This is a genomic window from Propionimicrobium sp. PCR01-08-3 (assembly GCF_030286045.1).
Taxonomy (GTDB): Bacteria; Actinomycetota; Actinomycetes; order Propionibacteriales; family Propionibacteriaceae; genus Brooklawnia.
On the sequence record NZ_CP127390.1, the window covers coordinates 3,164,161 to 3,189,350 of the forward strand.

Genomic DNA, 25,190 nt, shown 5'->3' on the forward strand with positions numbered 1-25,190 from the left:
ATGAACAGCCATCGCACGATGTACCTGCGGATGATCACCCAGTCGTTCTGGCACCGGCTGTCGAGGGTGATCATCGCGTCGCTGTCGATCGCCGTGGGTGCTGCAACCTTGTCGGGGCTCGGGCTGGTCGCCTACACCGTGCCCGCGCAGATGACCAAGGAATTGCGGTCCTACGGCGCCAACTTCGTGGTCACCCCTGACGGCTCGGATGGGCTGACCAATGGACAGTTGGCTACGGCAGATGAACTCCTCGCTGGTGCTGCGCTGAACCGTGCGCCCTACCAGTACACGAATCTGCTGTACAACCAGCAGGCGTTGACCGTGATGGGCACCATGCCGGACGACGCTCTGGCCGTGCGTCCGTACTGGCAGGTGGACGGGGAGTTGCCCGCAGGTGCCGACCAGATACTGGTGGGCGAGAGTGTTGCCGAAACCTACCGGTTCGAGGTCGGGGAGCAGGTCGGCCTGACCGAGCCGACCACCGAGAACGGCACCGCCAAGCAGCTGACCGTCTCGGGCATCTTGCGCACCGGAGGCGCCGAAGACGATCTGATCGTGATGAATCTGGATACTCTTGCCGAATTCACCGGCGGAACAGGCGAATTCAACATCATCGAATATTCGATCGACGGCGATCAGGCGAAGCTGAATGCTCTGGTGGGCAATATCAATGATTCCGATTCGGGCATGGAAGCCGAAGTCGTGCGCAGGATCAGCCAGACCGAGACCGGCATCGCCCAGACCCTGCAAACACTGATCTGGATTGTCAGCGTCATTATCTGCCTTCTGACGCTGATCGCGATTACGGCGACGTTGAATGCGGTGGTTTCTGAACGCGCCCGTGAGATCGGATTGAAAAAGGCGCTCGGAGCGGTGCCGAGAGACATCATGGGCGAATTCATCGGTGAGTCGATATTGCTGGGATTGTTCGGCGGTGCCATGGGTGTGGCGGCAGGCATTTGGATCGCCAATTTCGTTTCGATGAAGGCATTCGCCATTCAATTGGACGTCAACTGGTGGGTTGTGCCGATCACCTTGGTCTTCTCGGTGATCATCGCGCTGGTGGGCAGCTTGCTGCCGGCCCGCCGGATTTCACGAATCAACCCCGTCGATGTGTTAGGTGGAGAATAACAATGACCCAGACCGCGACCGCACAGGCCAATTCAGGGCCTGGCGAAAAGATCATCTACTCGGTGCAAGGAGTCAGCCGCCGTTACGGCGATTTGGCCGCTCTCGACAATGTCAGCCTCGATATCCGCGCCGGTGAGTGGCTGTCGATCGTCGGGCCGTCCGGTTCGGGCAAATCCACACTGATGAACATCCTCGGCTGCATGGATAGCCCGACCGACGGCATCGTCCTGCTCGAAGGTGACCGGCTCGACAAGATGGGCGAGCCAGAACTGGCGAACGTCAGGCGTAACAAGATCGGGCTGGTCTTTCAGCAGTTCCATCTCGTCCAGCACCTGACCGCCGTCGAGAACGTGATGCTCGCTCAGTACTACCACTCGCTGCCGGACGAGCAGGAGGCGCTGGATGCGCTAAAGCGGGTCGGCATGGCCGATCGCGCCACTCACCTGCCACGAGAACTGTCGGGGGGCGAGCAGCAGCGCGTCTGCGTCGCCCGGGCGCTGATCAACCATCCGGACGTGATCTTGGCCGATGAGCCGACCGGAAACCTGGACGAGGCCAACGAGCAGATCGTCATCGATTTCTTCCACCAGCTCCACGAGGCGGGGACGACGCTGATCGTGGTCACCCACGATGCCGAGGTGGCTGCGCAAGGCCAGCGCCAGATCATTCTCGAGCATGGACGCATCGCCCGCGAGGTGACCGATGTGGCGAGCACACCCACCAAAGGAAAGCCGGTGACCAGCCATGATGCATGAGCGCGAGACCACGGCATCCGAGGCCATTAGCGAATCGACAGGCGGTCGTGGCCGCCGTCGCTCACTTGAACTAATAAGCTCGCGTTCTGCGGCCTACGCTCGCCCTGCCAAGATGGGGCTGGCACTCGCCGGGCTGATCGGGACGATCGTGTTGAGCGGCTGCGGCGGCGGAACATCCCCTGCGGCGAACACGCTGCCCGACGGCGACTACTCCGGGCAAACCGAGGCCGAATCCGACGGCTCCTACGGCGTGGTGAACTTCACCGTGTCGAGCGGCGCGGTGAGCGCGGCCAGCTTCGTCGTCTACGACGCCGACGGCACCGCGCATGACGAGAACTACGGTCTCGGATCTGACGGCACTCCGGCCGACGAGCAGTTCTATCAGCGCGCCCAGAACGCCATCGCTGCCGAAAAGAACTACGTGAGCGAGTTTGAGGAGACCGGCGACCAGGAGCAGGTGGAGTCGATCGCCGGAGCATCGTTGTCGTACCGGCTGTTCCGCGCCGCCATCGATGACGCCATCGCCAATGCGGACGCTTAGAGACCGCGCGGATAGGCAAGTCTGTTGCGGTCATCCCGGAATCCGTGTTGGCCGAGACTGGTTCCCGCGCCCCAAATCTGCAGCCGCGCCCGAGATACCTGGCGCGGGAGTAGATTTCGGCCGCGGCTGGCCACCAGGTGATGCCCTGATGTCTCTAGCAGGTCGCGTCGCCGCAGATGGCCGCCGTCTCCGCCTGGGCCACCATGTCTAGCCGGCCGGGCGCGTCCTTCACATTTCGGACGATGGGCACTCTCGGGTATGCGTCCTGGTCACCGCCCGGGCTGGACATCGGGCATCTGCTGGCGGCCCGCGCCGACGAGATCGAGCACAAGCTGACCAGGTTCCGGGACGACTCGGAGATCTCGCGGCTGGCTTCTCACAGCAAGCCGCCGCCTCTGCCCGCACCAGACCCGAGTTCGCCATCATGCACTGCACCGGATAGCCGGGATCCTTCGTCCGGCAACTGGTGCTCGGTCTCCGAAGACACCGCCACTGTGCTGCGCGCCGCGTCCCGGCTGCAGACAGAAACGGACGGTTGGTTCAATCCGCTGCTCGGCGATCAGGTGCGTGCGTGGGAGCAGTTGGCCACAGGCTTTCTGGCCGCGGTACCTGATGCGTGCCCGGCCGATGGCCGTATCGAAGTCCACGGCAATTTGGCGCGGGTGGCCGGAGGGTTCTCCGATAGCCATCCGGCCGACGAGCATGGGTCTCGCATCGATCAAGCAGCTCAAGGAAAATCGGTGGCAAGAGGCCCTGCCCGAATCCTTAATGGAGGGGTCGCAGGTGGCCGACGTCAAAAGCCGATGGTTGCCGCGATGCCGCGGCAGGCGTCCAAATCGGCGGAAGGCGGTGATGCAGGCGGCACGTCCTCAAGATCGACAGGATTCTCCATCGACCTCGGTGCGATCGCCAAAGGGTACGCGGCCGACCAGCTACGCGATCTGGCAGTGTCGCTCGGCGCCACCGATGTGCTGATCTCGCTGGGCGGTTCCTCCATGGCGATAGCCGGTACACCGGCGAAGGTTGGACTGGCGAGCCCCTGGCAAGGCTGGGAGAACTTCGGAACGCTTGAGCTGACGTCCGGATCGCTCTCGGTTTCGGCAGATCCGGGCAGCCGTATCCGCGCCGGACGCCAGCGCAGTCACCTGCTCGACCCGGCAATAGGCTCGCCCGCAGTGACGGATCTGGCCGGCGTGGTGGTGTGCGGCGCTGATGGGATGGCCTGCGAGGCATACTCGTCCGCCTATCTGGCCATGGGACTGGACGCTGCACTGCTGCTCGATCAGGCGCATCCGGAGTTCGACACGATCTTCATGACCCTTGATGGACGCGTCCTTGCCAGTCCGCGCCTTCTCCTCAAGGCGAGCTCGGGCGTCCAGGAGTGGCTGAAGGCCCAGCGGAAAGCTGCATACTGACCGGAGCGACGAACCGGCCAACCCCCAGAAACGAAGTAGCTGCGACGACATTGAGATGAGGGCCCGGCGTGGCTGGGCCGACCCCCAGAAACCAAGTAGCTGCTCTTGCGCGCCCGGAGCCGTCGGCGGCCGGCGGAGAAGGGCGCCGGGCAGGTTGAGGTGCCCCTTCCCGCCCGGAGTCACCGACGTCCTCAAGCCCGAATCCATTAAGGCTTGGCCGAGTTCCGTGCTTTGATGGATGAAAGCGAATGAGGCAAGAGACCGTGCGGGGGATTGACCACGGTGGCCGATCTATCCGCCCGATCTCCAAGCGAAAAGGGACGAATGCCCTTATCGCGTCCCAATTGATCTGGCGAACCTAGCTGGGGCACGGGACGTGATTTCGTCCGCCTCGACGCGCGGAACTTGAGAGGAGCAACGATGGATATGGCTGACGCACGCGGATGGCGACAGGCACGAACAGCAGCGATCGTGGCGGCGGTGCTTGCGCTCGGCCTGGCGGGCTGCAGCAGCGATGGTTCGGACCGAACCTCACCGAGCACCGAGATGAGCGCCTCGGACGCATCCGGCGCAAACACCCCGTCCGACCAGACCTCCATGCCTGCCCCTGAAATGGACGCCTCGATCACCCAGGCAGACGCCGATCTGCGCGAGGTCACCTTCGCCGTCGCGCCCGAGGACGCCGTGCAGATCGCCACCGAGCAGGCCGGCGCGGATCAGATCGTGCATCAGATCGAGATCGACTACTCCGAATCCAGAGGAATCTGGGAGTGGGATATTCAGATTCTGGTCGATGGCGTCGATCACGAGGTGGAGATCAACGCCGACTCGGCGGAGGTCGTGAACCACGAGCAGGAGCAGACGAGCGATCAGGAGCAGCAGGTCGACCTCAATACTCCTATGACGCTGCAACAGGCACAGGACCTCGCCACCGCGGAGGTCGACGGACCGATCAGCGGCTGGAAGCTCGAATGGGACGACGGAATGACGACCTATGAGTTCGACATCGGCGCAGACAACGGCCGCGAGGTCGAAGTGAGCGTGAATGTGGAGACCGGAGCGGTCGTCGTCGAGGGATGATTCGCCCAGCGGCAAGCTGGACACGTGAAACCGCCCGGATCAGCTGATCTGCTGATCCGGGCGGCGAATGATTGGCTGTACGATCGGGTGGTCGGCCGGTGTGAAGCGCCCTATCCGTCACGTGCGCGGTGTCCGTCAGGCCGCCTTGCGCACGGGCTGCTGGGCGCGTCCGCGAGCGACGACCATCCGGTAAGCGTCGAGGACCTGTTCGACGCTCGGCGGGACGACGCTGACCTTGGGGCGTCCGACCTGCTCACCGCGACGGGCCTTGCGCAGGTGGCGCTTCACGGTCGAAAGCGAGCAGCCGAGCTGCTGAGCGATGGATTCGAGTGATGCGGTGGGGTCTGAGCGGCGCAACCGCAAGACCTCGTCGTGATCGATCTGGTGCGTGGAGCTGGCGCCGGCGAAGCTGTCGAGGTTCTCCGGCTCGACGTGGATGCCCAAGATTTTGCGCATTTCCTGACGCTGCCGAGCCGTGGTGCCGGCGCAGAAACCGGCGACATCATACTGGACGACGGCGCGGTAGAGACAGTTGATCATCAGCGGGCAATCGAGGCAGAGGCTCTCGGCTCGGTTCAGCAGAATCTGCTGACGGCGGCGATCTGTGGTGGTCTGAACCGTTGCCGGCTCCTCCAGCAGCGTGTCCTGGAACACGTCATCGTTCTCGACGCAAGCAAGCAGGTCGTCGGTAATAGTCATGGTCGTCATCTCTGTCTCCTTCTTCATCGCACCGGAGTGTTCACCGGCGGTTTCGCGATGTATCTAGAGTTTCAGCGATGACTATCTTGTCGATAGCGTCTGACTACTGGTTTCAGGGGTAAGGCTAAGTACACGCCATGCGCTAGGTATGAGTACTCAGTGGTGAGTAGCACAGCAGAAGGGACGCTCATGCGAGCCTCCTAGGGGTAAACCCTAACCGGAGTGAGGGTCAGGGGCAGTGAGCTCGCTTTGGCCTGGGCAAGGTGTTCGTCGGCATCTCCGTCCGCGGATCATCTGGCTTTGGCACCTGTCTTGGGTGGTCCGGCAACACAACCGGCCGGTTCAGGACCTGCAGCAAGATCAGGCCGTCATCGACCTCTATGGCCACGGCGACGTCAACACGACCGGCCAACTCAGAACCCTGCGGCGGGGCTCTCAATCACGTGAAATACCGGCTGTCGGTGCTAGCCAGAGGCGGCTAGCGCGGTGGCGTGCGCCACGAGTCAGCTTTGCAGCACGCGATCGCATACCTCGCCGAGCACTTCGTCCACTCGGTCGGCGATGACCAGATCGGCACGCGAATCCATCGGGGTTGTCGACAGGTTGATGAGCGCGAGTTTGCGTCCGCGGTAGTACTGCAGCAGACCAGCGGCGGGGTAGACGTTGAGCGACGTTCCGCCGACGATCAACACGTCGGCTCGCTCGATCGCCTCAATGGACGCGTCGATGGTCGCAGGGTCGAGCATCTCGCCGTAGAGCACGACATCCGGCCGGACGATGGCCCCGCACTTCGGGCAGATGGGGACGACCGGCTCGTCCGGAATCTCGTCGAGCGGATAGAAATGGTGGGCGGCGCCCATGCAATAGTTGCGTTCAACCGATCCGTGTAGTTCATAGACGGTCTTGGAGCCCGCCATCTGGTGCAGCCCGTCGATGTTTTGGGTGATCACCGCCGCGAGACGACCTGCCTTCTCGAGTTCGGCCAGCGCGGTGTGGGCGCGATTGGGTTTGGCGTCGGGGTGCACAAGATTGGTGCGATGGAATTTGAAGAACTCCTCCGGCTCGTCAACCAGACACTCGTGACTCAGCATGTACTCGGGGGAGCGTCCGTCACCCCGCTGGGTGGCGTACAGGCCGGCCGCCGAACGAAAATCAGGGATACCAGAAGCCGTCGAAACTCCGGCACCTCCGAAGAAGACGGTCGAGCGGGAGCCGGCAAGCCAGCTGGTGAGGGTATCGAGCGGATCATTGATAGTGCGTGTCACACTTCGAACCTAGTCCGTATCAATCAGTAGGCGCAGGAAGAACAAGCCCCCGGGTCTCTGTGATGCATGGGCGGACGATGGCAGCAAGGTAGATGTTTCATGACGGCGGTGAGCGATGCAGGCCTATTGCGCCATTTGCGCTCTGAATGGCCATTCAGCTGCCGTAAAGCCGCTCGATGTATCCAGTTTTGGCATGTGCCGGCAGCACACCTCTGGCTTCACGGGCCACTGGCAAGTGACGCCAACACCGATGACATGCGGCGCAGCCGCAGGATAAGTTTGGGGGCGGACGTTTCAGCCTTACCGCCAGCGCCGACAGGGAAGCCCTGCCGGCTTCGGCGTCTTAGCCTTCGGAGGATCAATGAGCAAACCCGAACTCCTGCAGATCGGCCCCTACCCGGAATGGGACCAGGCAGCGCTGGACGAGTCGTATGTGGTGCACAAGTACTTTGAGGCGGACGACAAGGCCGCGCTGCTGGCCGAGGTCGGCCCGAATATCCGCGCCATCGCGACCCGCGGAGAGCTCGGGGCGGACGCCGAACTGATCGCCGCACTGCCGAAGCTGGAGATCATCGCGATCAACGGTGTCGGATACGATGCCGTCGATCTGGACGCCGCCAAGGCGCGTGGCATCCGGGTCACCAACACCCCTGGCGTGCTGACCGATGACGTCGCCGATCTCGGAGTCGCGCTGGCGCTCGCCGTCTCGCGCGGCGTGGTGGGCGGCGAGGCCTGGGCCCGCAGCGGCAAGTGGGCCTCCGAAGGTCTGTACCCGCTGCAGCACAAGGTGACCGGCAAGCGGGCCGGCGTGCTCGGGCTCGGACGCATCGGTTTCGAGGTGGCCAAGCGGCTCGCCGCGTTCAACATGGAGATCGCCTACAGCGACATCTCGGCCAAGGATTACGCCCCCGACTGGGAGTTCATCGCCGACCCGGTCGCACTGGCGCTGCGTTCGGATTTCTTCTTTGTGACGCTGTCGGCATCGGCCGAGACCCGGCACATCGTCAACAAGGAAGTCATCGAGGCGGTCGGCCCCGACGGGATCCTGATCAACGTCTCCCGCGCGTCCAATGTGGACGAGGAGGCTTTGCTCGACGCCCTCGAATCCGGCAAGCTCGGCTCCGCCGGCCTGGACGTCTTCGACGGCGAGCCGAACATCAACCCGCGCTTCGTCGCCCTGGACAATGTGTTGCTGCAGCCACACCAGGCGTCCGGAACCATCGAGACCCGCAAGGCGATGGGCCAGCTGATGCGCGACAATCTGACCGCGCATTTCGCCGGCCAGGAACTGCCGACCGCTGTCATCTGAACTCGCCCGCGCCACCTTCGGCGAATGATCGTGTAGGTTGACCGGCCCTGACGGGCGCCAGATCTACACGATCCTGGGCAGACGACAGTGCGGGTCTCCCGGGAAAACCCGAGAGCCCCGCACTGTTTGCGTTATCAGCCACCTCGCCGATTGTGTAGACGCAGCGCCTGTGTCGGGCGCCAGATCTACACAATCCCGGTGTAGTGGGCAGACGCCCGATTAGTCGACGCCGAACTCCATGGCGGCGCGGTCGAGCGCGGCCTCTTCGTCCGAGGTCGGGCGGGCGTCCGAAATCTTGTGAGCCGCCCCGGTCTCCAACTGCCCGATGAGGTCCTGGGTGTCGCCACCGACCAGTTGGCCCTGCTGCACGTACTGCTCCAGCATGCCGCGCGAATCGGTGATGTCGAGGTTGCGCATGGTCAACTGACCGATCCGGTCCAGCGGGCCGAACGCCGCATCCTCAACGCGCTCCATCGACAGACGTTCGGGCTGGTAGCTGAAGTTCGGGCCGTCGGTCGCAAGAATCGTGTAGTCGTCGCCGCGGCGCAGCTTCAACGTGACCTCGCCGGTCACCACCGAAGCGACCCAGCGCTGTAGCGATTCGCGGATCATCAGCGACTGCGGGTCGAACCAGCGGCCCTCGTAGAGCAGCCGCCCGAGCCGGCGTCCCTCATTGTGATAGTTGGCGAGGGTGTCCTCGTTGTGGACCGCGTTCAGCAGCCGCTCGTAGCAGATATACAGCAGCGCCATGCCGGGTGCTTCGTAGATGCCGCGGCTCTTGGCCTCGATGATGCGATTCTCGATCTGGTCGCTCATGCCCAGACCGTGGCGTCCACCGATCTCATTGGCCTTCATGACCAGCGCCACCCGATCGTCGAAGCGCTCGCCGTTGATGGACACCGGGTAGCCCTGCTCGAAGGCGACGGTGATCACCTCAGGATCGATTTCGACAGCAGGATCCCAGAACTTGACGCCCATGATCGGCTCGACCGACTCCAGTGAAACGTCCAGGCTCTCCAGGGTCTTGGCCTCGTGAGTGGCGCCCCAGATGTTGGCGTCGGTGGAGTAGGCCTTCTCCTTCGAGTCGCGGTAGGGCAGCTTGCGCTCGGTGAGCCACTGGCTCATCTCGTCGCGCCCACCGAGCTCGGAGACGAAGTCGGCGTCCAACCACGGCTTGTAGATGCGCAGCTGCGGGTTCGCCATCAGGCCATAACGGTAGAACCGTTCGATGTCGTTGCCCTTGTAGGTCGACCCATCGCCCCAGATCGAGACATCGTCCTGAGCCATCGCCTGCACCAGCATGGTGCCGGTGACCGCGCGTCCGATCGGAGTGGTGTTGAAGTAGGGCTTGCCGGCAGAAGTGATGTGGAACGCGTCACATTGCAGCGCGACCAGTCCCTGCTCGACCAGGGACGCCCGGCAGTCGACCAGCCGCGAAATCTCGGAGCCATACGCCAGTGCGCGGCCCGGCACCGAGTCGATATCGGGCTCGTCATACTGGCCGATGTTCGCGGTGTAGGTGCACGGGATAGCGCCCTTCTCGCGCATCCATGCGACGGCGACGGAGGTATCGAGGCCTCCCGAGAAGGCGATGCCGACGCGTTCGCCGGCCGGAAGTGAAGTCAGAACCTTGGACACATTCACCAGAATAACTGAAAGTTATGCCATTTGAAAGCCGAGATTCACCGAGTGAAGTAACAAGACTATTCGAGCGAACGAATAACTATGCCGGTGGCTTGCGTCACCGCTGTTCGGGTATCGGCCCTACGTCGGGTCGCTGTTCGGGTCGCCTGCCGGCCTGGTTGCCGCCGCGATCCGAGAACAGCGAAAGATAGGATCGCTTGTCCGGCAGCCAGGCCGTCCGGCTCAGGTCTGTGTGGGTTGCCCGTTGACCTGGTTGCCGCCGCGATCCGAGAACAGCGAAAGATAGGATCGCTTGTCCGGCAACCAGGCCGTCCGGCTCAGGTCTGTGTGGGTTGCCCGTTGACCTGGTTGCCGCCGCTCAAACCGTCAAGATGACCTTGCCGATGACATCGCCGGACGCCAACAGCTGGTGCGCCTCGGCCGCCTCCTGCAGGCTCACCCGGGTCTCGGGCGCAAGCTTGATCTGACCCGAGGCAATCAGCGGCCAGACGCGTTCTTCGACCTGGCGGCAGATCTCGGCCTTCTGCTCGGTCGGACGCTGCCGCAGGCTGGTGGCGGCGATGGTGCCGCGCTTGTTCAGCAGCTTCTGGATGTTCAACTCGCCCTTGGTGCCCTTCTGCATGCCGATGATGACCAGTCGTCCGTCATCGCGAAGCGCGGCCACGTTGTCGGCGAGATACTTGGCTCCGATGATGTCGAGAATCACATCGACACCGCGATCCTCGGTGGCCATCATCAGCTGGGTCAGCCAGTCGTCCGCGTAGTCGATGACGATCTCCGCGCCGAGCTGGCGGCAATGATCGAGCTTGGCCGCGGACGCGGTTGTGGCAACGTGCGCGCCCAGTGCCCTGGCGTACTGGATGGCGAACGTGCCGATACCTCCGGCGCCGCCGTGCACCAGGAACCATTCGTCCTTCTGAAGATGGACGAGGTCGAGGTTCGACAGCACGGTCGCGGCGACCTCGATGACTCCGGCCGCGCTCACCAGGTCGATGCCCTCGGGTGGTTTGATCACCTGACCGGCCGCGACCACGACCTGCTCGGCGTAGCCGCCGCCTTCGAGCAGTGCGACGACCTCGTCGCCGATCTGCCAGCCGGAGACGCCCTCGCCGATCGCGTCGATGACACCCGAGCACTCGAGCCCGAGAATCTCGGACGCGCCGGTGGGCGGTGGGTAATAGCCCTGCCGCTGTAACAGGTCGGCTCGGTTGACGCCGACCGCGACGGTTCGAATTCGTACTTGCCCCGGGCCGGGCTCGAGATCGGGTAATTGCGTCCAACGCATCTTTTCCGGCCCACCGAAACCCTCGAGAGTGATCGCATGCATGTATCCAGCCTGCCATTCCTTATGTGTCGGGGCCACTGATGCGTATTGTTCCAGTTCTCTGAGCCTTCCAAGAATCATCGCTGCATAGCGTTTCGGTGGTCGAGCACCTCATCTGTCAGGGCTTCACTCCTCCGAGGTTCACCAGAGCCGCTGGCAACTTCGTCGTCGGCACGAGGACCCGGAGACGATCCGTGCATGCGAAACCTTCCGCACTTGGCGCGGTATGGCGTTCTTCAGTTGCGGCACGCCGATGCGTGCCGCGGATCGCGGAAGGTTTGGCACGGCGTCCTCATTCGCCCGGGGACCGCGGGCCACGGACGGTGGGCTACCATGGTCTTGCCTCGGGCGAGATCGCATAGTGGACGAGTGCAGCCGCCTTGAAAGCGGCCGAGGGAAACCTCCGTGGGTTCGAATCCCACTCTCGCCGCCCCGGCGCAGGAGCTCGCGGTGAGGGCCTCGGAATTTCCGAGGCTGCTGGCTGTCGGCTCCGGTCAGAGTTCAGGCAGGCGGGACTCTCGGACGTCCGGGTCCGCGCCATCGCCTGTGCGCAGGAGCCCGTACCTGCAGTGGAAGGAGATGCCACTCCATGAGCGACACCGTTGCCGGCACCGATCGGACCAGCCGCTATGCATTGAAACCACAGCATCCGGTACGAGCATGGGTTATCGCGGTCATCCTCGTGTTGGGTGGTGCAGCTCTCATCTGGGCCGGGCTCGGAGCCGGGGACACCCGCAATACCGTGGTGATCGTGGTGGGGTCCATCGTCGCCGTGCTGGGTGTGGTGATGGGAATCGCGGCTCTCACCTTCGTGTCGAACAGCACGCTTTATGTCACCTTGTCACCCGACGGTTTCGAGGTGAGCGGACCCGGGTATCACAAATCGGGAGCATGGATCGATGTCGATTCGGTTTCGACCACGCCTGATGGTTCGCGCCTGGTGATCGGACAAGGTCACGTCGAGCGCACCTTCATTCAAGCGCCCGGTGGGATCGCCGACGAGCAGATGAAAGCGCTCACAGACGACATCGCTACCCGGCTGCGAGCGCAGGGCAGCTGATTCGGGTCTGCCTCATGATCGTCATCCGGTGACCTGGATCGCATGTCCTAAGCCCGATGGCTGCTTGTGTAGTGACTGCACTGCTGAGCGTTCTGGGCGATCTGCGTCAGCGGTTGACAGGTGATCTGGTGCAGCGACGTCGTCAGGTCAACTGGTACGTCCCGGCGGTGTTGCTTCGAGATTGATCTGCCTGCGGTTTCGCGGCCGAGTGAGTGCGAAACGACAGCCGCCACTAGTCCGCCAACTGCGCGCGGAAGGCAAACCATCTTCGGGGAGTCTGGTTCGGGGAGTCTGCAGGTGGCCGCCCGGTTAGCGGCCGGTCTGTGCGGGCTCTGATTCCGGAGGTGTATAAACCGGCACCGTATCCGGAATCACCCAGTCGCCTTCGGGCTCCTCGTGCTGGTAGGCGCATGCATCGGCGACGTTCTCCGCTTGCCCGCCGGTGGGTTCCTCGGCCGCCGTCTCCTCCGGGACCTCCGGGGCCTGCTCGGTCGTCTCTGCAGGCTCGGGCGCGGTCGTGGTTTCGGGTTCAGCAGGTTGCTCCGGCTCATCATTGGCCGCGGCTTCGGCTTTCGTCGACTCAATTGCGTCCGAAATCTGTGTCTGTATCAGATTGAAATCGGGGTATGCGGCGTTGAATCCGTTCTCTTCATGGACGAAAGAAATGCGGTTGACGATGTGTCCGGCCTGAACCCTGCCGGCCAGGTCGACCATGGCCGACAGATGTTCTTGCGGAATGTCGGTGGAGACCATGTCCCCGGCCGCCGAAGCAATGTCTTCGTAGCGGGTCAGCATGGTCGGCGGGTCGGCCTGGTTGATGACGGCGTTGACCAGGCAGGACTGGCGTTGCATGCGTCCGAAATCGCCGTTCGGCGAATTGCAACGGCTGCGGGCGTACCACATGGCGTCCGTGCCATTGAGGTGTTGATCGGGGCCCTCGGGGATATACCCGCCGATGCCGCAGTCATAGTCGGACGAACTGCCCTCTTTGGCGATGGGGAAGTTCACATTGACCGTGACTCCACCCATGGCGTCGATGAGGTTCACCAGTCCGTCGATGTTGACCAGGACGAAGTAGTCGATCTTCTGGCCGGTGACGCCCTCCCACGCCCATTTCAAGGCGTCAGCTCCGGCGTAGTCGGTGTCCTGGAAGTACTCGGGATAGTTGATCGGCGCATCGTGCCAGACCGAACTCAGGAACGAGTCGCCGCCATCGTCGAAGCCGTAGGGATAGACCTGTGCCAGGGGGGAGTCGGCGGTGAAGATCGGGTTTTGAAGGTTGCGGGGCAGCTGGGTGATGAGGGTCGCGCCGGTGGCGGTGTCGATGGTCGCCATCATCATGGTGTCGGTGCGCACGCCCTCGTCTGCATCGCGTCCGGCACCTGAGTCGCCACCGAGCAGCAAGATGTTGACCTGTGGCTTGTCGGCCCAGGGGTCGTTCTTCTCGAGCGTCGGCCGGGTCTGGGATTTGGAATCGCCCTCCGAGCCGAAGACGTTGCCCGAGACGCGGGCGGTCTCAAATGAATAAGCGGACGCGACACCGAGCGGTGCGCTCACCAGGAACGTGAGCAAGGCGACTGCGATGCCGCCGAGAGTCCGCTGCTTCGAGGTGAGTTTGGACGGACGCGAGATGAGGTAGGTGCCCAAGATGATGGCGACCCAGATCGCGGCTACTGCGATGAGTGCGAAAGCGATGGTTCGTATCAAGCCGGATTGCAGAATGTTTCCGGCCACGCCCAACGGGTCCCGCAGGACGACGACGGCAAGCACGGCGGTACAGGCCACGATCGCGGTCACCAGAATGACGCCCAGTCGGTGGGCTCTGGTGCCTATCAGACCAACGCCCGGAAGGATCGTGCTGCCGATCGTCCGGATGATCGAGCCACGAAATCGCCGATCGGGTTTCTGAGGAGCTGGTGGCTTGGTGCTGGAAGACTGGGACGAGCGCGACTTGGAGTGCCGGGGAACCTCGGGGGGCGGTTCTTCTGCACGGCTCGCTCCATAGGTGCCGCCGGCGCGGGGAGCGGCGTCTGCTGCCAGGTCGGCCGCGTCCGGAGCGTTGGGAAGGGAACCCGGGGCGGGCTCTTCTGATTGCGATGCGGCGCGCTGGACGCGTTGCGCGCCTTCACTTGAGAACGATTGACTTGTTTGGTCGGCGGACGCAGCACCACGACGGGCACGATCGGGATCTGCTGCGCGTGGCGGCTGGCTCTCGGGCGAGTTGGCCTTAGCGGCATCCCGCGCGTCTTCGGAATATCCGCGTCGTGCTCGGGTTGCCCGCCGTTCGTCGTCTCCCGGCTGCGGCAAGATCAAACTTCCCTTCAATGAGAGGGCTCAATGCAGTTAACCTTACCGAAGGGTAGTCCGGTGCTGGAATCCAGACATCCGACCAGAGGCTTAAAATTTCTCAGAATGCGTAGCCGTTGCGGACGGGTTGGAGGAGAGGGTGGCGGATGCCGCGTCTATCAGACGGCCATTCTCCACCTTGCCGGCTCTTGCGAGTCGCGGGCGTACTCGACTAACCATCTGGACCATCTGTGAGCCATCCTGTCGGCCCCTTGCGTAGTCGCGGGCGTACTTCTTGGTGATCTCGCCTGGGGCAGCCATCGACAACTCCTTGCTCACATGGTCAGGGAAAACGATCAACCAAGCGGACATTCTCATCTGAGGCACGCGTGAACGTTCCCGGACCTTTTAGCTGAGGCAAGCCGGGCTTTTGCGGATGGGGTCAGTTATCGCTACCCTTGGGAAAGTCGTCTGGATGGAGTGTGTGCGTCCGGCCGCCTGGAGGTGTCGCCTAGTCAGGTCTATGGCGCCCGCCTGCTAAGCGGGTTTGGGGCTCAACCCCATCGCGAGTTCAAATCTCGCCACCTCCGCCGAAGCCCGAGAGAAGAGAAAGCTTGCTTTCTCTTCCGAGGGCGAGAAGTGAGGTCGAGATTCGCGAAGCGAATTAAATACCTCCGCCCAGACCGAGAGAAGAGCGAGCTTGCTCGTTCTTCCGAGGTCAAGCTGCACGAAGTGCGCCGAACACCTCCGCCGGACACGCCGCGTGCTGCTTCGGCGAATTTCGGGACGCTTGCGCGGGCCAGCGCAATGAGGAAATCGTCAACGACCATTGATGGACAGGCTCAGCTGAGTGTCGAAAGCTCGCCAGTTCCCGTTGACGTTGCTGACCGGTGTAGTGGTCACCCTTGTCGAGCTGTCATGCTTATGGAGCGATCAGTCTGACCGTTGGAAAATAGGTCGAGTAGCGCCCATGATCGCGTGTGAGTAGCCGGTATCCGGTAACCGCGGCGTGAGCCCCGATGTAAAAGTCCGGAAGCAGGCTCGTTCGCGTGCCCCCGAGACGCCGATACTTGAGGAAAGCTTTGCCTGCGAGAAATCCTGCTGGCCAAGGAAGAGCTTCTCGGGCGAAATAGCTCGCAGGCAGTGCATCCTCAAGTTCTTCAATCGTGTCAAAGCCGACCGAGACCTCTGCGTAGATGATTTGGTTGATGCAGACGAGACCGCGATTTGCCGCATCCCGCAAAGCGGCGCCCGACCAGGCTGACCAATCAGGATCTTCGGTGAAGATGTCGAGCAGTACATTCGAGTCGACCAAGGTCACGTCACTCATCGCGTAACAGTGCCATCAGTTCGTCTGTGGACAGCTTCGTGGTGGCGCGCCCGCGCATCTGTTCGATCAACCGGTCTCCACGGCCAAGCTCAGGTGCGGTACGGACGATGCGCAGCGTGCTGCCGTCCGCTATGACCTGAACCTCATCGCCCTCAAAGAAGCCGTATTGGTGCCGAAGGGAGGCGGGAATCGTCACCTGGCCCTTGCTGTTGAGTTTCATGCCAATCCCCCTACTACGTAATAAAAATATTACATCAGGAAGCGAGTGTGAACTTGCACGGTGTGAGAGAGATGTTGCCAGCGGTTGGACGATCACTGCGGCGCCGCGGCTTGGTCCGTCGTGGTGCTCGAGTATGGAGGTCGGCGAGCCCTGAACCGCTGGTGACGGTCCGAGCGGCCCGTCACCGGGACTCGTTGGACGCCGAGGTTCGGCAAGGCGAGCAACCGATGTTTTGGGGGTTGGGGTGGCACTGCGCTAAAGTGGTCAATCGCGCGAGCTAGCGGCTCGCGTCCAAAAGAGAATAGGCGCCTGTAGCTTAACGGATAGAGCATCTGACTACGGATCAGAAGGTTGGGGGTTCGAATCCCTCCAGGCGCGCGGAGTGAAGGTCCCGAGACATGAGTCTCGGGACCTTTGTCGTGGTGGCGGACGGTACGTCTCGCTATCCGGCACCGGCTCGACGCGGCCTCGGAGCGGCGCCTCTCCTGTGGGCGCAGCCAGGCAGGCCGGCGGGGAGCCCCTAAACTCGGGATGACCACAGCAGCATTTGGGCGCAACGCAGTGCGTCCCACGAAGGACCTTGATGACGAACACACCCGATATCAACCTCCGATCCGTCGAACCGGATTGGAACGATCGCTTCGCCCGCGTCCAGCGGCGGACGATGGGTGTGCTGGTGGTAACGCAGATCGTCGGGACGGTCGGGACGGGAGTGGCGCCGTCCATCGGCGTGCTGCTCGCCTCAGACGTGCTGCACAACGAGACCTGGGCGGGTCTGGCCCGCACCACCGCCACTTTGGGGGCCGCGCTGCTCGGCCTGCCGCTCGGCAACCTCGCTGCCCGGAGGGGCCGCCGCTTTTCGCTCGCGACCGGTTGGTGGCTGGCCGCGGCAGGTGCCGCGATCCTCGTCCCGGCCGCGCAGCTGAAACTGGTCGTCCCGCTGTTCCTCGGTTTGCTGCTCATCGGATCCGGGTCGGCGGTGGCGTTGCAATCGCGATTCGCGGCAACCGACCTGGCAAACCCCGGGCACAAAGCACGAGCGCTGGCGCTGATCGTCTGGGTGGGCACCCTCGGCTCGGTGATCGGGCCGAATCTCGGTGCGCCCGGCACCCTCGTCGGCGACGCCACCGGGCTGTCGGTGTACGCAGGAGCCTTCCTCATCGCTGCCATCTGCCTCGGCATCGCGGGAACGGTGGTCTTCGTGCTGCTGCGTCCGGACCCCTTGCTGCTGCTCACCGAGTCGGGCCTGGCGGACGCGTCCACCCTGCCCACCCGCAGGCGCGGTGGAATCCGCAGAATCCTCGCAGAGATCCGCAGCAACAAACCCGCCCGCATCGCAGTGATCGCCATCCTGGTCGCGCAGATCGTGATGGTGACGGTGATGACCATGACACCGGTGCATATCGTGCATCAGGGCGGCACCGTGAACCTGGTCGGCATCACGATCAGCCTGCACATCGTCGGCATGTACGCGCTCGCACCGCTGGTCGGCTGGATCACCGACCGCTGCGGCTCCCGACTCGCCATCTGGGCAGGCATCGGTATCTTCGTGGTCTCGCTCGCCTTCGCAGTGCTGCGTTCGGACGAAAGCCACTGGGTTGTGGCCTCGCTCATCCTGCTCGGTGTCGGCTGGTCGTTCGTCAACGTGGCCGGCTCGGCGCTGTTCACCTCGAATGTCTCCACCGAGGTCCGTGCCTCGTCTCAGGGCGGTATCGATGCCCTGGCAAATCTGTGTGGCGCGACGATGGCCTTCCTGGCCGGCCCGCTGATGGCGGCGACCAGCTTCGCGACGCTTGCGGTGATCGCGATGGTGATGTTGATTCCGCTGGCCTGCGTGGTGCTGCGCCGCATCCCCGAAACCATTGATTATCGCGTCCCATAGCCGGGAACCCTCGGCCGCAGTCGGGTGAAGGCTGTTTGTGGCTCAAGCGTGCGAAACCTTCCGCGATCGGTAGCCGCGGGGCCGCGAAGCACTGGCCGGATCGGTGCGGACTGCAAGTTACGGAAGATTCTGCACGGCCATGTCATGCACTATGCGTGGGTTGGCGGCGGGTCACGACCTGACGGCGGCCTCCAATGCTTGCCGCGCGTCACACATCGCGGGCCCATACCAGAACAGCGATCGTCCGGGCACCAGCACGGTGTGCGTCTCCGGAAATGCGTCAGGCCCGTCGTACGGCCCGAAGGCGTAAGGCTCATCGGGCAGCAGGACTGCGTCCACCCCACCCGAGGTGTGCAGCACCTCCGCCACATCGGCATGTGGGTAACGCTCACCGAAGTCGGCGCCGGCGCTCGTCCAGCCCAGCCTGCTGACAAGGTCGGACGCATAGGTCCCCGCACCCACCCAGATCCATGGATCGCGCCAGATCGGGATCGCCACCCGCAGACCGGAGCCATTGATGGTGGCAGGAGAGCTCAGCTGCGTCGATGGACGAGCGGTAGGCGCATTGAACCGTCCCAGATTTGATGGAGGGAAAGCCGGGCCTTCTGAATCGATTCCCGACACATCCCACACCTTGCGCGCCGTTCGAAGCCACGCAGGCGTCTCCTTCAGGCCGAGCGCCTCGGTGAAAAACCGTTCCAGGCTGGCCACGGCCTCGTCCACACTGTCGATCTTGGTCACCCAGACGTCGACGCCGGAGGCCCGCAGCCGTTCGACGTCGAGTTTGCGGTTCTCCTCTTCGTTCACAACCACGAGGTCTGGTTCAAGGGCGCGGATCTTGGCAAGGTCTGGATTCTTCGTGCCGCGCACCCGCTCGACCTGCAGGCCCGGCGGCCGGACGCACCAGTCGGTCGCTCCCACCAGGACGCCCGGCACGCTCAGCGCGATGGCCTCGGTCAGCGACGGGACCAGGGACACGACTCTGCGTGGTGGATACGACAGGTCCACCGGTGCGCCGAGGTCATCGAACACGATTGCTCCTTCCTTCGGTCAGGTCATGAACTTGTTCTGGCCGAAGCTCTGGGCGCTTTGGTGCGCCGGGCGCTGGCCCCGCCCTGTGCCGACCTCACGGCCGAGATCAGCGTCCGAGCGGGGTCTGCGTCAGATCCGGGCGGGTGGCGGCCAACGCGCGATCGTTCCAGGTGCCCTGAAGAACCTCCGGAGAGATACCGACCCAATCCACCAGCTTGGTGAATGACTTACTGGTCAGAAAGGCGCCCGAGACCTGATCAACCCGTTGATTGGATTTCAACACCATGACCGAGTAGCTGAATCCCAGCTGCTTGCGATTGAAAATCGTGACTCTGTGCAGCTTGCTCAAATCGAACTTCCGAAATCCCACCCGGAGCTGGGTGGCCTCGCCGCGCACCCAACCGGTAATCGGCTGACAGAAGATGAAGACGCCGGGGATGGCCCACACCAGCGCCGGCCAGCCGTCATCGCGTGACAGCCACGTGATCGCGAACAACACGAGCGCCGCCGCGGTCGTGCCGAGCGCAAGCAGGGGCGACGGATACAACGAGAGCTTGGGCCGCTGCTTCTTATGCGTCCTGGCCATCTATTTCATGCCTTCCTTCCGCCACGCGTCCGGGTGAGAGCGCACTCGCGCTCCGTCGGACGATCCGAACGGGTGCTTCCTGGTCCGAGCCAGCGCAGTTGTCTGTGCGTCGTGCACGAACGGGCCAATTCTAGGTGAGCCGATGAACGTGGCCGCGATCGTGATCGACCAGTTGGACGAATCGCCCGCATTCATGACCGGCGCAGTACCTCGGCCCGGCAGACCTCCAGCAGCGGTTCGGGGTCGGCGTCGCGTCCGGTCATCAGCTTGATCTGGTCGATCGCCTGGCCGACCAATAGATCCAGGCCATCAAGCGAGGGCACCTTTGCTGCCTGCGCGGCGCGGTCGAAGGCCGACGGATAGTTGTTGTAAACCACCTCGAACACCGTCCGTGACTGCGCCACCAGCGCGGCGGCCAGCTCGTCGTCCGATTCGACGGGGACGGTCGAGATCAGCAGGTCGGCCTTGGGTGCAGCCGAGTCCGCTGCGCTCACTGAGCCTCCGGGTTGGTCCGTTGGCGCTTCAACCCATGCCTCTGGGAGTCGTGCCGGCTGCCCGTAGGGCTGCACCTCGAATGAGATTCCGGCAAGCTGCGCTACCTCGTCCAGGCTGGCGTGTGCCCGTTCCGGGTTTCTCGCCAGCACAATTGCCTCGCGGACGCCCAACTTGCCGAGCGCCCAGAACGCGCTGCGCGCGGTCGCGCCGTTGCCGATCACCACCGCCGTGGAGGCGGAGCGCACACCGATGCGTCCAAGAGCGGCGAGCATGCCGGTGACATCGGTGTTGTACACGCGGCTGGCCCGAGCGGTGATTCTGCCGGTTGCCCGGTTGATCGGTGCCGCAGGATAGTCCTGCTGATCGTGCTTGCCGACCGCTGTCGGCCGGCCTGCCTGGCCGGGGGCGATCGATCCGGGGAGCTTATCTCGTCCGAAGATGATGGTGTTTCCCGATTGCAGAGCCGCGGCGATCGGATCGGGGGAGCCATAGGCCAGCAGGGCCTGTTTGTTGGGGGCGGTGACCGAAAGTCCGACCCATTCGGGCCCGAGGCTCGCGATGAAGTCGCCGAGGGTATCCGGGGTCACCTCGAAGGCGTCATAGCTGAACTGGTCGGCGATGCCCAGCCCGGTATAGGCGGTGCGGTGCAGCAGCGGTGACAGCGAATGGGCGATCGGGCTGCCGATCACGGCGCAGCGGTGCATCAAAGACTCCTTGGGTGCATTCAAGTGGTGCGGCTCGCGCGGCCGACGCGTACGACCATACGTGCGGTCGTTCGGCGGCGTTGGCTGGTGAAATAGACGACTGGAATCAGTTCAGATCCATAGTGCCAGGCAACGTCGTGTCCAGGTCGCCAGCCATCAGCTATTTCGCCAGCCAGTGTATGGGGGTGTCTGCGGGCGTGGGCATCAATGTTGCAGCAGCTGTTTTGCCGGGCAGCCCGGCTGTTATCTGTCGAGCCAACTGGTCCGCGCATGCCGCCGCTGGTGGCATAGGGTTCTGCCCATGAGCAACGAGACCACAGCGAATCCGTTCCGCCCCGAGTTGTGGGACGAGGTGCCCGGCTTCGAGTTCACCGATATCACCTACCACCAGGCGAAGGACGTGCCGGCAGTGCGCATCGCATTCGATCGTCCGGAGGTACGCAATGCCTTTCGTCCGCACACCGTGGACGAGCTGCTGCTGGCCTTCGAGCATGCCCGGCAGTCGGCCGACATCGGCTGCGTGCTGCTCACCGGAAACGGGCCGAGCCCCAAGGACGGCGGCTGGGCGTTCTGCAGCGGTGGCGATCAGCGGATCCGCGGCAAGGCCGGATACCAATACGCCGAGGGTGAGGACGCCAGCACGGTCGACCGCGCCCGGGCCGGACGGCTGCACATTCTCGAAGTGCAACGGCTGATCAGATTTATGCCGAAGCCGGTGATCGCCCTGGTCAACGGGTGGGCCGCCGGGGGCGGGCATAGCCTGCATGTGGTCTGCGACCTGTCGCTCGCCTCCGAGGAGCACGCCAAATTCAAGCAGACCGACGCCGACGTCGCGTCCTTTGACGGCGGCTACGGTTCGGCCTACCTGGCCCGTCAGGTCGGCCAGAAATTCGCCCGCGAGATCTTCTTCCTGGCCGACACCTACTCGGCCGACGACGCCTACCGGATGGGCATGGTGAACAAGGTCGTCCCGCACGCGGAGCTCGAGGACGAAGGGCTCGCCTGGGCTGCCAAGATCTGCGGCAAGTCACCCACAGCGCAGCGGATGCTCAAGTACGCCTTCAACCTTGCCGATGATGGCCTGATGGGCCAGCAGCTGTTCGCAGGCGAAGCGACGAGGCTCGCCTACATGAGCGACGAGGCGGTCGAGGGACGCGACTCATTCCTGAACAAGCGGCCTCCGGATTGGTCTGACTACCCCTACTACTACTGAACCGGTGTACGTGGGCCGGTGAGTTCAGCGTCCACGGCCGCCGCATAACGCGCCTGGTTGTGCGCCAGATTGCGCGGGGACGGTGATTGTGGGTCTCGTGGCGCATTTGGAGTGCACTGAAGCGCGTTGGTGGTGCTGAAGTGAGCAGGATCGATGTCGACTGCGAGGGTTCACGCGCTTGGTTGTGCGCCAGATTGCAGTGCGACCGTTGATCGTGCGCTGGATAGTTCATCTGGCGCACGCTGGAGCGTGTCAAGGCCGCAGGGAATCGATATTCCCGACCTCGGCGGCCGATCTACGCGCCTGGTTGTGCGCCAGATTGCGCTACGACCGGTGATGGTGCATCCGATGATGCATTTGGAGTGCACTGAAGCGCGTTGGCCCTGTGAAACCGGGCAGGCTCATTCGGATGACTCGATGAAAGCGGGAACGAAGCGTGATGGCAGAATGGACCCCATGGCTGAGTTAGACGGTGAGGACACCTTCGAAGGTGACATCGGCCGTCGCGCCTCGCGCATCTTGGAAGTCGCCCAGAACTTTGCCGATCAGGTGCGCCGTGAGGCGGACGAGTACGCGGTCAAGAAGAAGCAGGACGCCGACGACGCGAATGTCGACATCGAACGCATGCACGGCGACATCTCCCGTCAGCATCAGCAGGCAGTCGAGCTGAAAGCAGAAGCCGAGCGCACCCGGGATCAGGCCCGCAGCGATGCGGAGTCGCGGATGGATGACGCGCTCGCGCAGGCGAACCAGATCACGGCGACCGCCGAGCAACAGGCGAATGACGCCCTCGCCGCGGCGCTCACCGAGGCCGATCAGATCACGGCGGCCGCCAAGGACAAGGCAGAGCATCTGGTCTCGCGCACCGAGGCCGAGTCGAAGCAGCTACGCGAACAGGCCGAACACGAGCTGGACGCGGCGCGTGCGTCCATCGCCACCGATACCCGGGAGATGAACGAGCGGCTCACGGCTCAAAAGGCCGAGGTGGACGAGCAGTGCAGCAAGCTCATCGAGCAGGCGAAGGCCGATGCAGCCCGCATCGTCGAGGACGCCCAGCGGGCAGCAGACGAATCCACTGCGCAGGCCGCGGAGCAGGTTGCCCAGGCGAAGGCCGAGGCGCAGTCGATCGTCGACGTGAGCCAGGCCGAAGCCGAGAAAACCAGGGCAGCGGCCCAGGCCGACTACGAGCGGATCACGGCAGAGGCTCAGCAGCAGCTCGATTGGACGAAGAAGGTCGTCAGCGACCTGCTGGCCGGTGCGAAGGCAGAGGCCGTGCAAACGGAGGAGAACGCGCGGGCCGCGGCGTCCGAGCACTCCCGCAAGGTGCATCAGAAACTGGAAGTGCTGATCGCCCGGCAAACCCACACCTTGCGTACTCAGGTCAGGGACGCGCGCGCTCTCAGCGTCGACCTGAAGTCTCAGGCGGAAGCCACCTTGCGCGCTGCCCAGGCCGATGCCGAGCGCACCCGCACCGAGGCCGAGCAGGCCGCCAACGACAAGGTCGAATCGGCGAACCGAGAAGCCGAGGGCGTAGTCTCGAGGGCGCAGGCGCAAAAGGCGGAGGCCGAAGACAGCGCCAAGCGAATCCGCGAGCGAGTGAATACCGACCTCACCAAGCTGCGTCAAGACACCTTCGAGCAAACCAGCAAGACCCGGGCCGAAGCCGTCCACTTGCTGCGCGAGGCGCGCAACGACGCAGACCGGGTACGCAAAGAGGCCGACGAAATGCTGTGGAAAGCACGTGCCGAAGTGTCGCGGCTTGCCGCCCGCAGAGACAACATCACCAGCGAACTGGGGCACCTGTCGGGTGTCATCGAGGCGCTGGCCGTACCTGTACCCACGGTTACAGATGACGACCGTGAAAATAACCCTGACACCGCCGAATAGCCAAGGAGATCAAAGATGACGGAGGCCTCATTCCGCCTTGTCCGTAAGGGCTACGAGCCCAGCGAGGTCGAGCAACGGATCAGCCAGCTGCAATCGAACATTCAGCAACTGCAATCCGACCTGACCCGGGCGCACGATGACAACGCCGTTCAGACGGTGGAGAACGCGAAGCTCCGCCAGTCGAGCGACGATCTGTCTGCCCGAGTTGAGATGCTGGAGCAGGCGCTACAGGACGCTCGCGCCGAGCGCGACAACGGCGTCCCGCCGACCTTCAACAACCTGGGATCGCGGATCGGGCAGATGCTGACGCTCGCTCAGGAGGAGGCCGACGAGCTGCGGGCCGACGCTCAATCCGAGGCCGAACAGCTGACCTCGGACGCCACGCAGCAGGCTGCCGACGTGGTGGCGAATGCCGAGCGGGAAGCCGCCGACCTGCGCTCGGACGCGGAGACCGAGGCCGCCCGAACCGTGGAGCAGGCCAAGCAGCAGGCCGATCAGCTCAAGGAAGCCGCCGATGGCGAGGCCACCGCCAGGCTTGAAGAGGCGGAGGCGGTCTATGAGGCCCAGCGTGCCCAGGCGGCTCAGGCCGCGACCGATTTCGAGCAGACGCTGACCCAGCGGCGAACCGAGGCGATGGCCGAACTGAATGCGGCCCTGGACAAGAAGACCGGTGAGGTCGAGCTTGCCACCGAGCAGCTGAATCAGGCGCGGGCCGATGCCGAGCGCGCGACCACTGAGGCTCGCGAACAGGCGGCTCAGATCGTCCGGGAGGCACAGAATCAGGCCAACACGTTGCTGGCCGACGCCAAGCAGCGGGCCGAGGGGATCAGGCAGAATTCGGAACGCGAGTTGGCGGCTGCGACCGCCAGGCGCGATTCGATCACCGCGCAGCTGTCGAACGTTCGTCAGATGCTCGGCACGCTCGGTGGTTCGCCGCAGAACTTCATCGACCCGCTGACTCCCCGGACCGCCGAAGACTGGGCGTCCAAGAAAGAAGCCGAGGAGGCCTTGGAGGCCGAGGAATCGGTCGAGTCCGAAGATGTGGACGAGGATGAGGTGGACGCCGATGCGGCGGATGCAGCCGAGACTGACGCGGCCGCGGACGAGGAACCCGTCGTCCAGAACTGACCGCCTATCGCGAGGCGGCGACCTGCGGTTGGCTGCATCGTCCGGTCGAAGGGTCGAATGCGGCCCCTCATTGAGGTATGGTCCGGCGAGCTCGCGGGACGGCTTGGCTACCGCTTAGGTAGCCAAGTTCTGGGCGGCGTCCAGAGCGGTGGCCGGATCTGCCGCACTCAGTTGTGCGGCCGGCATCGGCCATCGCTCGCCAGA

At 63.8% G+C, this 25,190-nt stretch carries 21 protein-coding genes and 3 tRNA genes; 14 read left to right on the top strand and 10 right to left on the bottom strand.

From position 1 onward, the window contains the following. From QQ658_RS14665 to QQ658_RS14685, 5 genes are all read left to right on the top strand, one after another. Positions 1–1,131, top strand: a complete 1,131-nt coding sequence (locus QQ658_RS14665; RefSeq protein ID WP_286025578.1) for an ABC transporter permease — start codon at positions 1–3, stop codon at positions 1,129–1,131. 2 nt (positions 1,132–1,133) lie between these two features. Beyond that, a complete protein-coding gene (locus QQ658_RS14670) occupies positions 1,134–1,886 on the top strand; it encodes an ABC transporter ATP-binding protein (RefSeq protein WP_286025579.1) in 753 nt (250 codons plus the stop codon). 112 nt (positions 1,887–1,998) lie between these two features. Next, complete coding sequence (locus QQ658_RS14675) at positions 1,999–2,427, top strand: FMN-binding protein (protein ID WP_286025580.1); 429 nt, start codon at positions 1,999–2,001, stop codon at positions 2,425–2,427. A gap of 203 nt (positions 2,428–2,630) precedes the next feature. After that, complete coding sequence (locus tag QQ658_RS14680) at positions 2,631–3,842, top strand: FAD:protein FMN transferase (protein WP_286025581.1); 1,212 nt, start codon at positions 2,631–2,633, stop codon at positions 3,840–3,842. Positions 3,843–4,262: 420 nt separating this feature from the next. After that, positions 4,263–4,922 (top strand): PepSY domain-containing protein, encoded by a 660-nt coding sequence (locus tag QQ658_RS14685; protein ID WP_286025582.1) that lies wholly within the window; start codon positions 4,263–4,265, stop codon positions 4,920–4,922. A gap of 135 nt (positions 4,923–5,057) precedes the next feature. On the opposite strand, the gene QQ658_RS14690 is transcribed toward QQ658_RS14685, so the two are convergent. Together QQ658_RS14690 and QQ658_RS14695 are read right to left on the bottom strand one after the other, a co-directional pair. Beyond that, positions 5,058–5,630, bottom strand: coding sequence for a sigma factor-like helix-turn-helix DNA-binding protein (locus QQ658_RS14690; protein WP_286025583.1), 573 nt, complete (start codon positions 5,628–5,630; stop codon positions 5,058–5,060). Positions 5,631–6,124: 494 nt separating this feature from the next. Continuing rightward, positions 6,125–6,886 (bottom strand): NAD-dependent protein deacylase, encoded by a 762-nt coding sequence (locus tag QQ658_RS14695; protein ID WP_286025584.1) that lies wholly within the window; start codon positions 6,884–6,886, stop codon positions 6,125–6,127. A gap of 361 nt (positions 6,887–7,247) precedes the next feature. On the opposite strand from QQ658_RS14695, the gene QQ658_RS14700 reads away from it, so the two are divergent. Beyond that, the gene (locus QQ658_RS14700; protein WP_286025585.1) at positions 7,248–8,195 is read left to right on the top strand and encodes a 2-hydroxyacid dehydrogenase; all 948 of its coding nucleotides are present in this window, start codon (positions 7,248–7,250) and stop codon (positions 8,193–8,195) included. Positions 8,196–8,414: 219 nt separating this feature from the next. Here the strand turns inward: QQ658_RS14700 and argG are convergent, their stop codons facing one another. Together argG and QQ658_RS14710 are read right to left on the bottom strand one after the other, a co-directional pair. Continuing rightward, positions 8,415–9,842, bottom strand: coding sequence for an argininosuccinate synthase (gene argG / locus QQ658_RS14705; RefSeq protein WP_286027130.1), 1,428 nt, complete (start codon positions 9,840–9,842; stop codon positions 8,415–8,417). A 355-nt stretch (positions 9,843–10,197) separates the two neighbouring features. Then, complete coding sequence (locus QQ658_RS14710; protein ID WP_286025586.1) at positions 10,198–11,166, bottom strand: NAD(P)H-quinone oxidoreductase; 969 nt, start codon at positions 11,164–11,166, stop codon at positions 10,198–10,200. A 344-nt stretch (positions 11,167–11,510) separates the two neighbouring features. Here QQ658_RS14710 and QQ658_RS14715 point away from each other — a divergent pair. After that, positions 11,511–11,593, top strand: a tRNA-Ser gene (locus tag QQ658_RS14715). Positions 11,594–11,752: 159 nt separating this feature from the next. Next, positions 11,753–12,223: a hypothetical protein gene (locus tag QQ658_RS14720; RefSeq protein WP_286025587.1), complete on the top strand. Its 471-nt coding sequence runs from the start codon at positions 11,753–11,755 to the stop codon at positions 12,221–12,223. A gap of 309 nt (positions 12,224–12,532) precedes the next feature. Here QQ658_RS14720 and QQ658_RS14725 read toward each other — a convergent pair whose 3' ends face one another. Further along, positions 12,533–14,530: an LCP family protein gene (locus QQ658_RS14725; RefSeq protein ID WP_286025588.1), complete on the bottom strand. Its 1,998-nt coding sequence runs from the start codon at positions 14,528–14,530 to the stop codon at positions 12,533–12,535. Between the two features lie 479 nt (positions 14,531–15,009). On the opposite strand from QQ658_RS14725, the gene QQ658_RS14730 reads away from it, so the two are divergent. Continuing rightward, positions 15,010–15,099, top strand: a tRNA-Ser gene (locus tag QQ658_RS14730). Positions 15,100–15,431: 332 nt separating this feature from the next. Here the strand turns inward: QQ658_RS14730 and QQ658_RS14735 are convergent. Continuing rightward, positions 15,432–15,839: a type II toxin-antitoxin system VapC family toxin gene (locus tag QQ658_RS14735; RefSeq protein WP_286025589.1), complete on the bottom strand. Its 408-nt coding sequence runs from the start codon at positions 15,837–15,839 to the stop codon at positions 15,432–15,434. Further along, a complete protein-coding gene (locus QQ658_RS14740; RefSeq protein ID WP_286025590.1) occupies positions 15,832–16,059 on the bottom strand; it encodes an AbrB/MazE/SpoVT family DNA-binding domain-containing protein in 228 nt (75 codons plus the stop codon). The genes QQ658_RS14735 and QQ658_RS14740 overlap by 8 nt, the downstream gene beginning before the upstream one ends. Before the next feature lie 305 nt (positions 16,060–16,364). Between QQ658_RS14740 and QQ658_RS14745 the strand changes: the two genes are divergently transcribed. Next, positions 16,365–16,437: transfer RNA gene (locus QQ658_RS14745), tRNA-Arg, on the top strand. A gap of 205 nt (positions 16,438–16,642) precedes the next feature. Beyond that, positions 16,643–17,941, top strand: a complete 1,299-nt coding sequence (locus tag QQ658_RS14750; protein WP_286025591.1) for an MFS transporter — start codon at positions 16,643–16,645, stop codon at positions 17,939–17,941. Between the two features lie 171 nt (positions 17,942–18,112). Here QQ658_RS14750 and QQ658_RS14755 read toward each other — a convergent pair whose 3' ends face one another. The 3 genes from QQ658_RS14755 to QQ658_RS14765 all read right to left on the bottom strand — a co-directional run bounded on the left by QQ658_RS14755 (position 18,113) and on the right by QQ658_RS14765 (position 20,758). Beyond that, positions 18,113–18,973 (bottom strand): helical backbone metal receptor, encoded by an 861-nt coding sequence (locus QQ658_RS14755; RefSeq protein WP_286025592.1) that lies wholly within the window; start codon positions 18,971–18,973, stop codon positions 18,113–18,115. 106 nt (positions 18,974–19,079) lie between these two features. Beyond that, positions 19,080–19,559: a hypothetical protein gene (locus QQ658_RS14760; protein ID WP_286025593.1), complete on the bottom strand. Its 480-nt coding sequence runs from the start codon at positions 19,557–19,559 to the stop codon at positions 19,080–19,082. A gap of 191 nt (positions 19,560–19,750) precedes the next feature. Beyond that, complete coding sequence (locus tag QQ658_RS14765) at positions 19,751–20,758, bottom strand: shikimate dehydrogenase family protein (protein WP_286025594.1); 1,008 nt, start codon at positions 20,756–20,758, stop codon at positions 19,751–19,753. 301 nt (positions 20,759–21,059) lie between these two features. Between QQ658_RS14765 and QQ658_RS14770 the strand changes: the two genes are divergently transcribed. From QQ658_RS14770 to QQ658_RS14780, 3 genes are all read left to right on the top strand, one after another. Then, positions 21,060–21,971: a 1,4-dihydroxy-2-naphthoyl-CoA synthase gene (locus QQ658_RS14770; protein ID WP_286025595.1), complete on the top strand. Its 912-nt coding sequence runs from the start codon at positions 21,060–21,062 to the stop codon at positions 21,969–21,971. Positions 21,972–22,427: 456 nt separating this feature from the next. Continuing rightward, entirely contained in the window at positions 22,428–23,858 is a 1,431-nt protein-coding gene (locus QQ658_RS14775) for a hypothetical protein (RefSeq protein ID WP_286025596.1), read from the top strand. 15 nt (positions 23,859–23,873) lie between these two features. After that, complete coding sequence (locus QQ658_RS14780; protein ID WP_286025597.1) at positions 23,874–24,986, top strand: coiled-coil domain-containing protein; 1,113 nt, start codon at positions 23,874–23,876, stop codon at positions 24,984–24,986. Positions 24,987–25,190: the final 204 nt, after the last annotated feature.

Coding starts and splice junctions, on each gene's coding strand:
- QQ658_RS14665 (WP_286025578.1), top strand. CDS start 1: ATGAACAGCCATCGCACGATGTACCTGCGGATGATCACCCAGTCGTTC.
- QQ658_RS14670 (WP_286025579.1), top strand. CDS start 1,134: ATGACCCAGACCGCGACCGCACAGGCCAATTCAGGGCCTGGCGAAAAG.
- QQ658_RS14675 (WP_286025580.1), top strand. CDS start 1,999: ATGGGGCTGGCACTCGCCGGGCTGATCGGGACGATCGTGTTGAGCGGC.
- QQ658_RS14680 (WP_286025581.1), top strand. CDS start 2,631: ATGTCTAGCCGGCCGGGCGCGTCCTTCACATTTCGGACGATGGGCACT.
- QQ658_RS14685 (WP_286025582.1), top strand. CDS start 4,263: ATGGATATGGCTGACGCACGCGGATGGCGACAGGCACGAACAGCAGCG.
- QQ658_RS14690 (WP_286025583.1), bottom strand. CDS start 5,630: ATGACGACCATGACTATTACCGACGACCTGCTTGCTTGCGTCGAGAAC.
- QQ658_RS14700 (WP_286025585.1), top strand. CDS start 7,248: ATGAGCAAACCCGAACTCCTGCAGATCGGCCCCTACCCGGAATGGGAC.
- QQ658_RS14710 (WP_286025586.1), bottom strand. CDS start 11,166: ATGCATGCGATCACTCTCGAGGGTTTCGGTGGGCCGGAAAAGATGCGT.
- QQ658_RS14720 (WP_286025587.1), top strand. CDS start 11,753: ATGAGCGACACCGTTGCCGGCACCGATCGGACCAGCCGCTATGCATTG.
- QQ658_RS14735 (WP_286025589.1), bottom strand. CDS start 15,839: ATGAGTGACGTGACCTTGGTCGACTCGAATGTACTGCTCGACATCTTC.
- QQ658_RS14740 (WP_286025590.1), bottom strand. CDS start 16,059: ATGAAACTCAACAGCAAGGGCCAGGTGACGATTCCCGCCTCCCTTCGG.
- QQ658_RS14750 (WP_286025591.1), top strand. CDS start 16,643: ATGACGAACACACCCGATATCAACCTCCGATCCGTCGAACCGGATTGG.
- QQ658_RS14760 (WP_286025593.1), bottom strand. CDS start 19,559: ATGGCCAGGACGCATAAGAAGCAGCGGCCCAAGCTCTCGTTGTATCCG.
- QQ658_RS14765 (WP_286025594.1), bottom strand. CDS start 20,758: ATGCACCGCTGCGCCGTGATCGGCAGCCCGATCGCCCATTCGCTGTCA.
- QQ658_RS14770 (WP_286025595.1), top strand. CDS start 21,060: ATGAGCAACGAGACCACAGCGAATCCGTTCCGCCCCGAGTTGTGGGAC.
- QQ658_RS14775 (WP_286025596.1), top strand. CDS start 22,428: ATGGCTGAGTTAGACGGTGAGGACACCTTCGAAGGTGACATCGGCCGT.
- QQ658_RS14780 (WP_286025597.1), top strand. CDS start 23,874: ATGACGGAGGCCTCATTCCGCCTTGTCCGTAAGGGCTACGAGCCCAGC.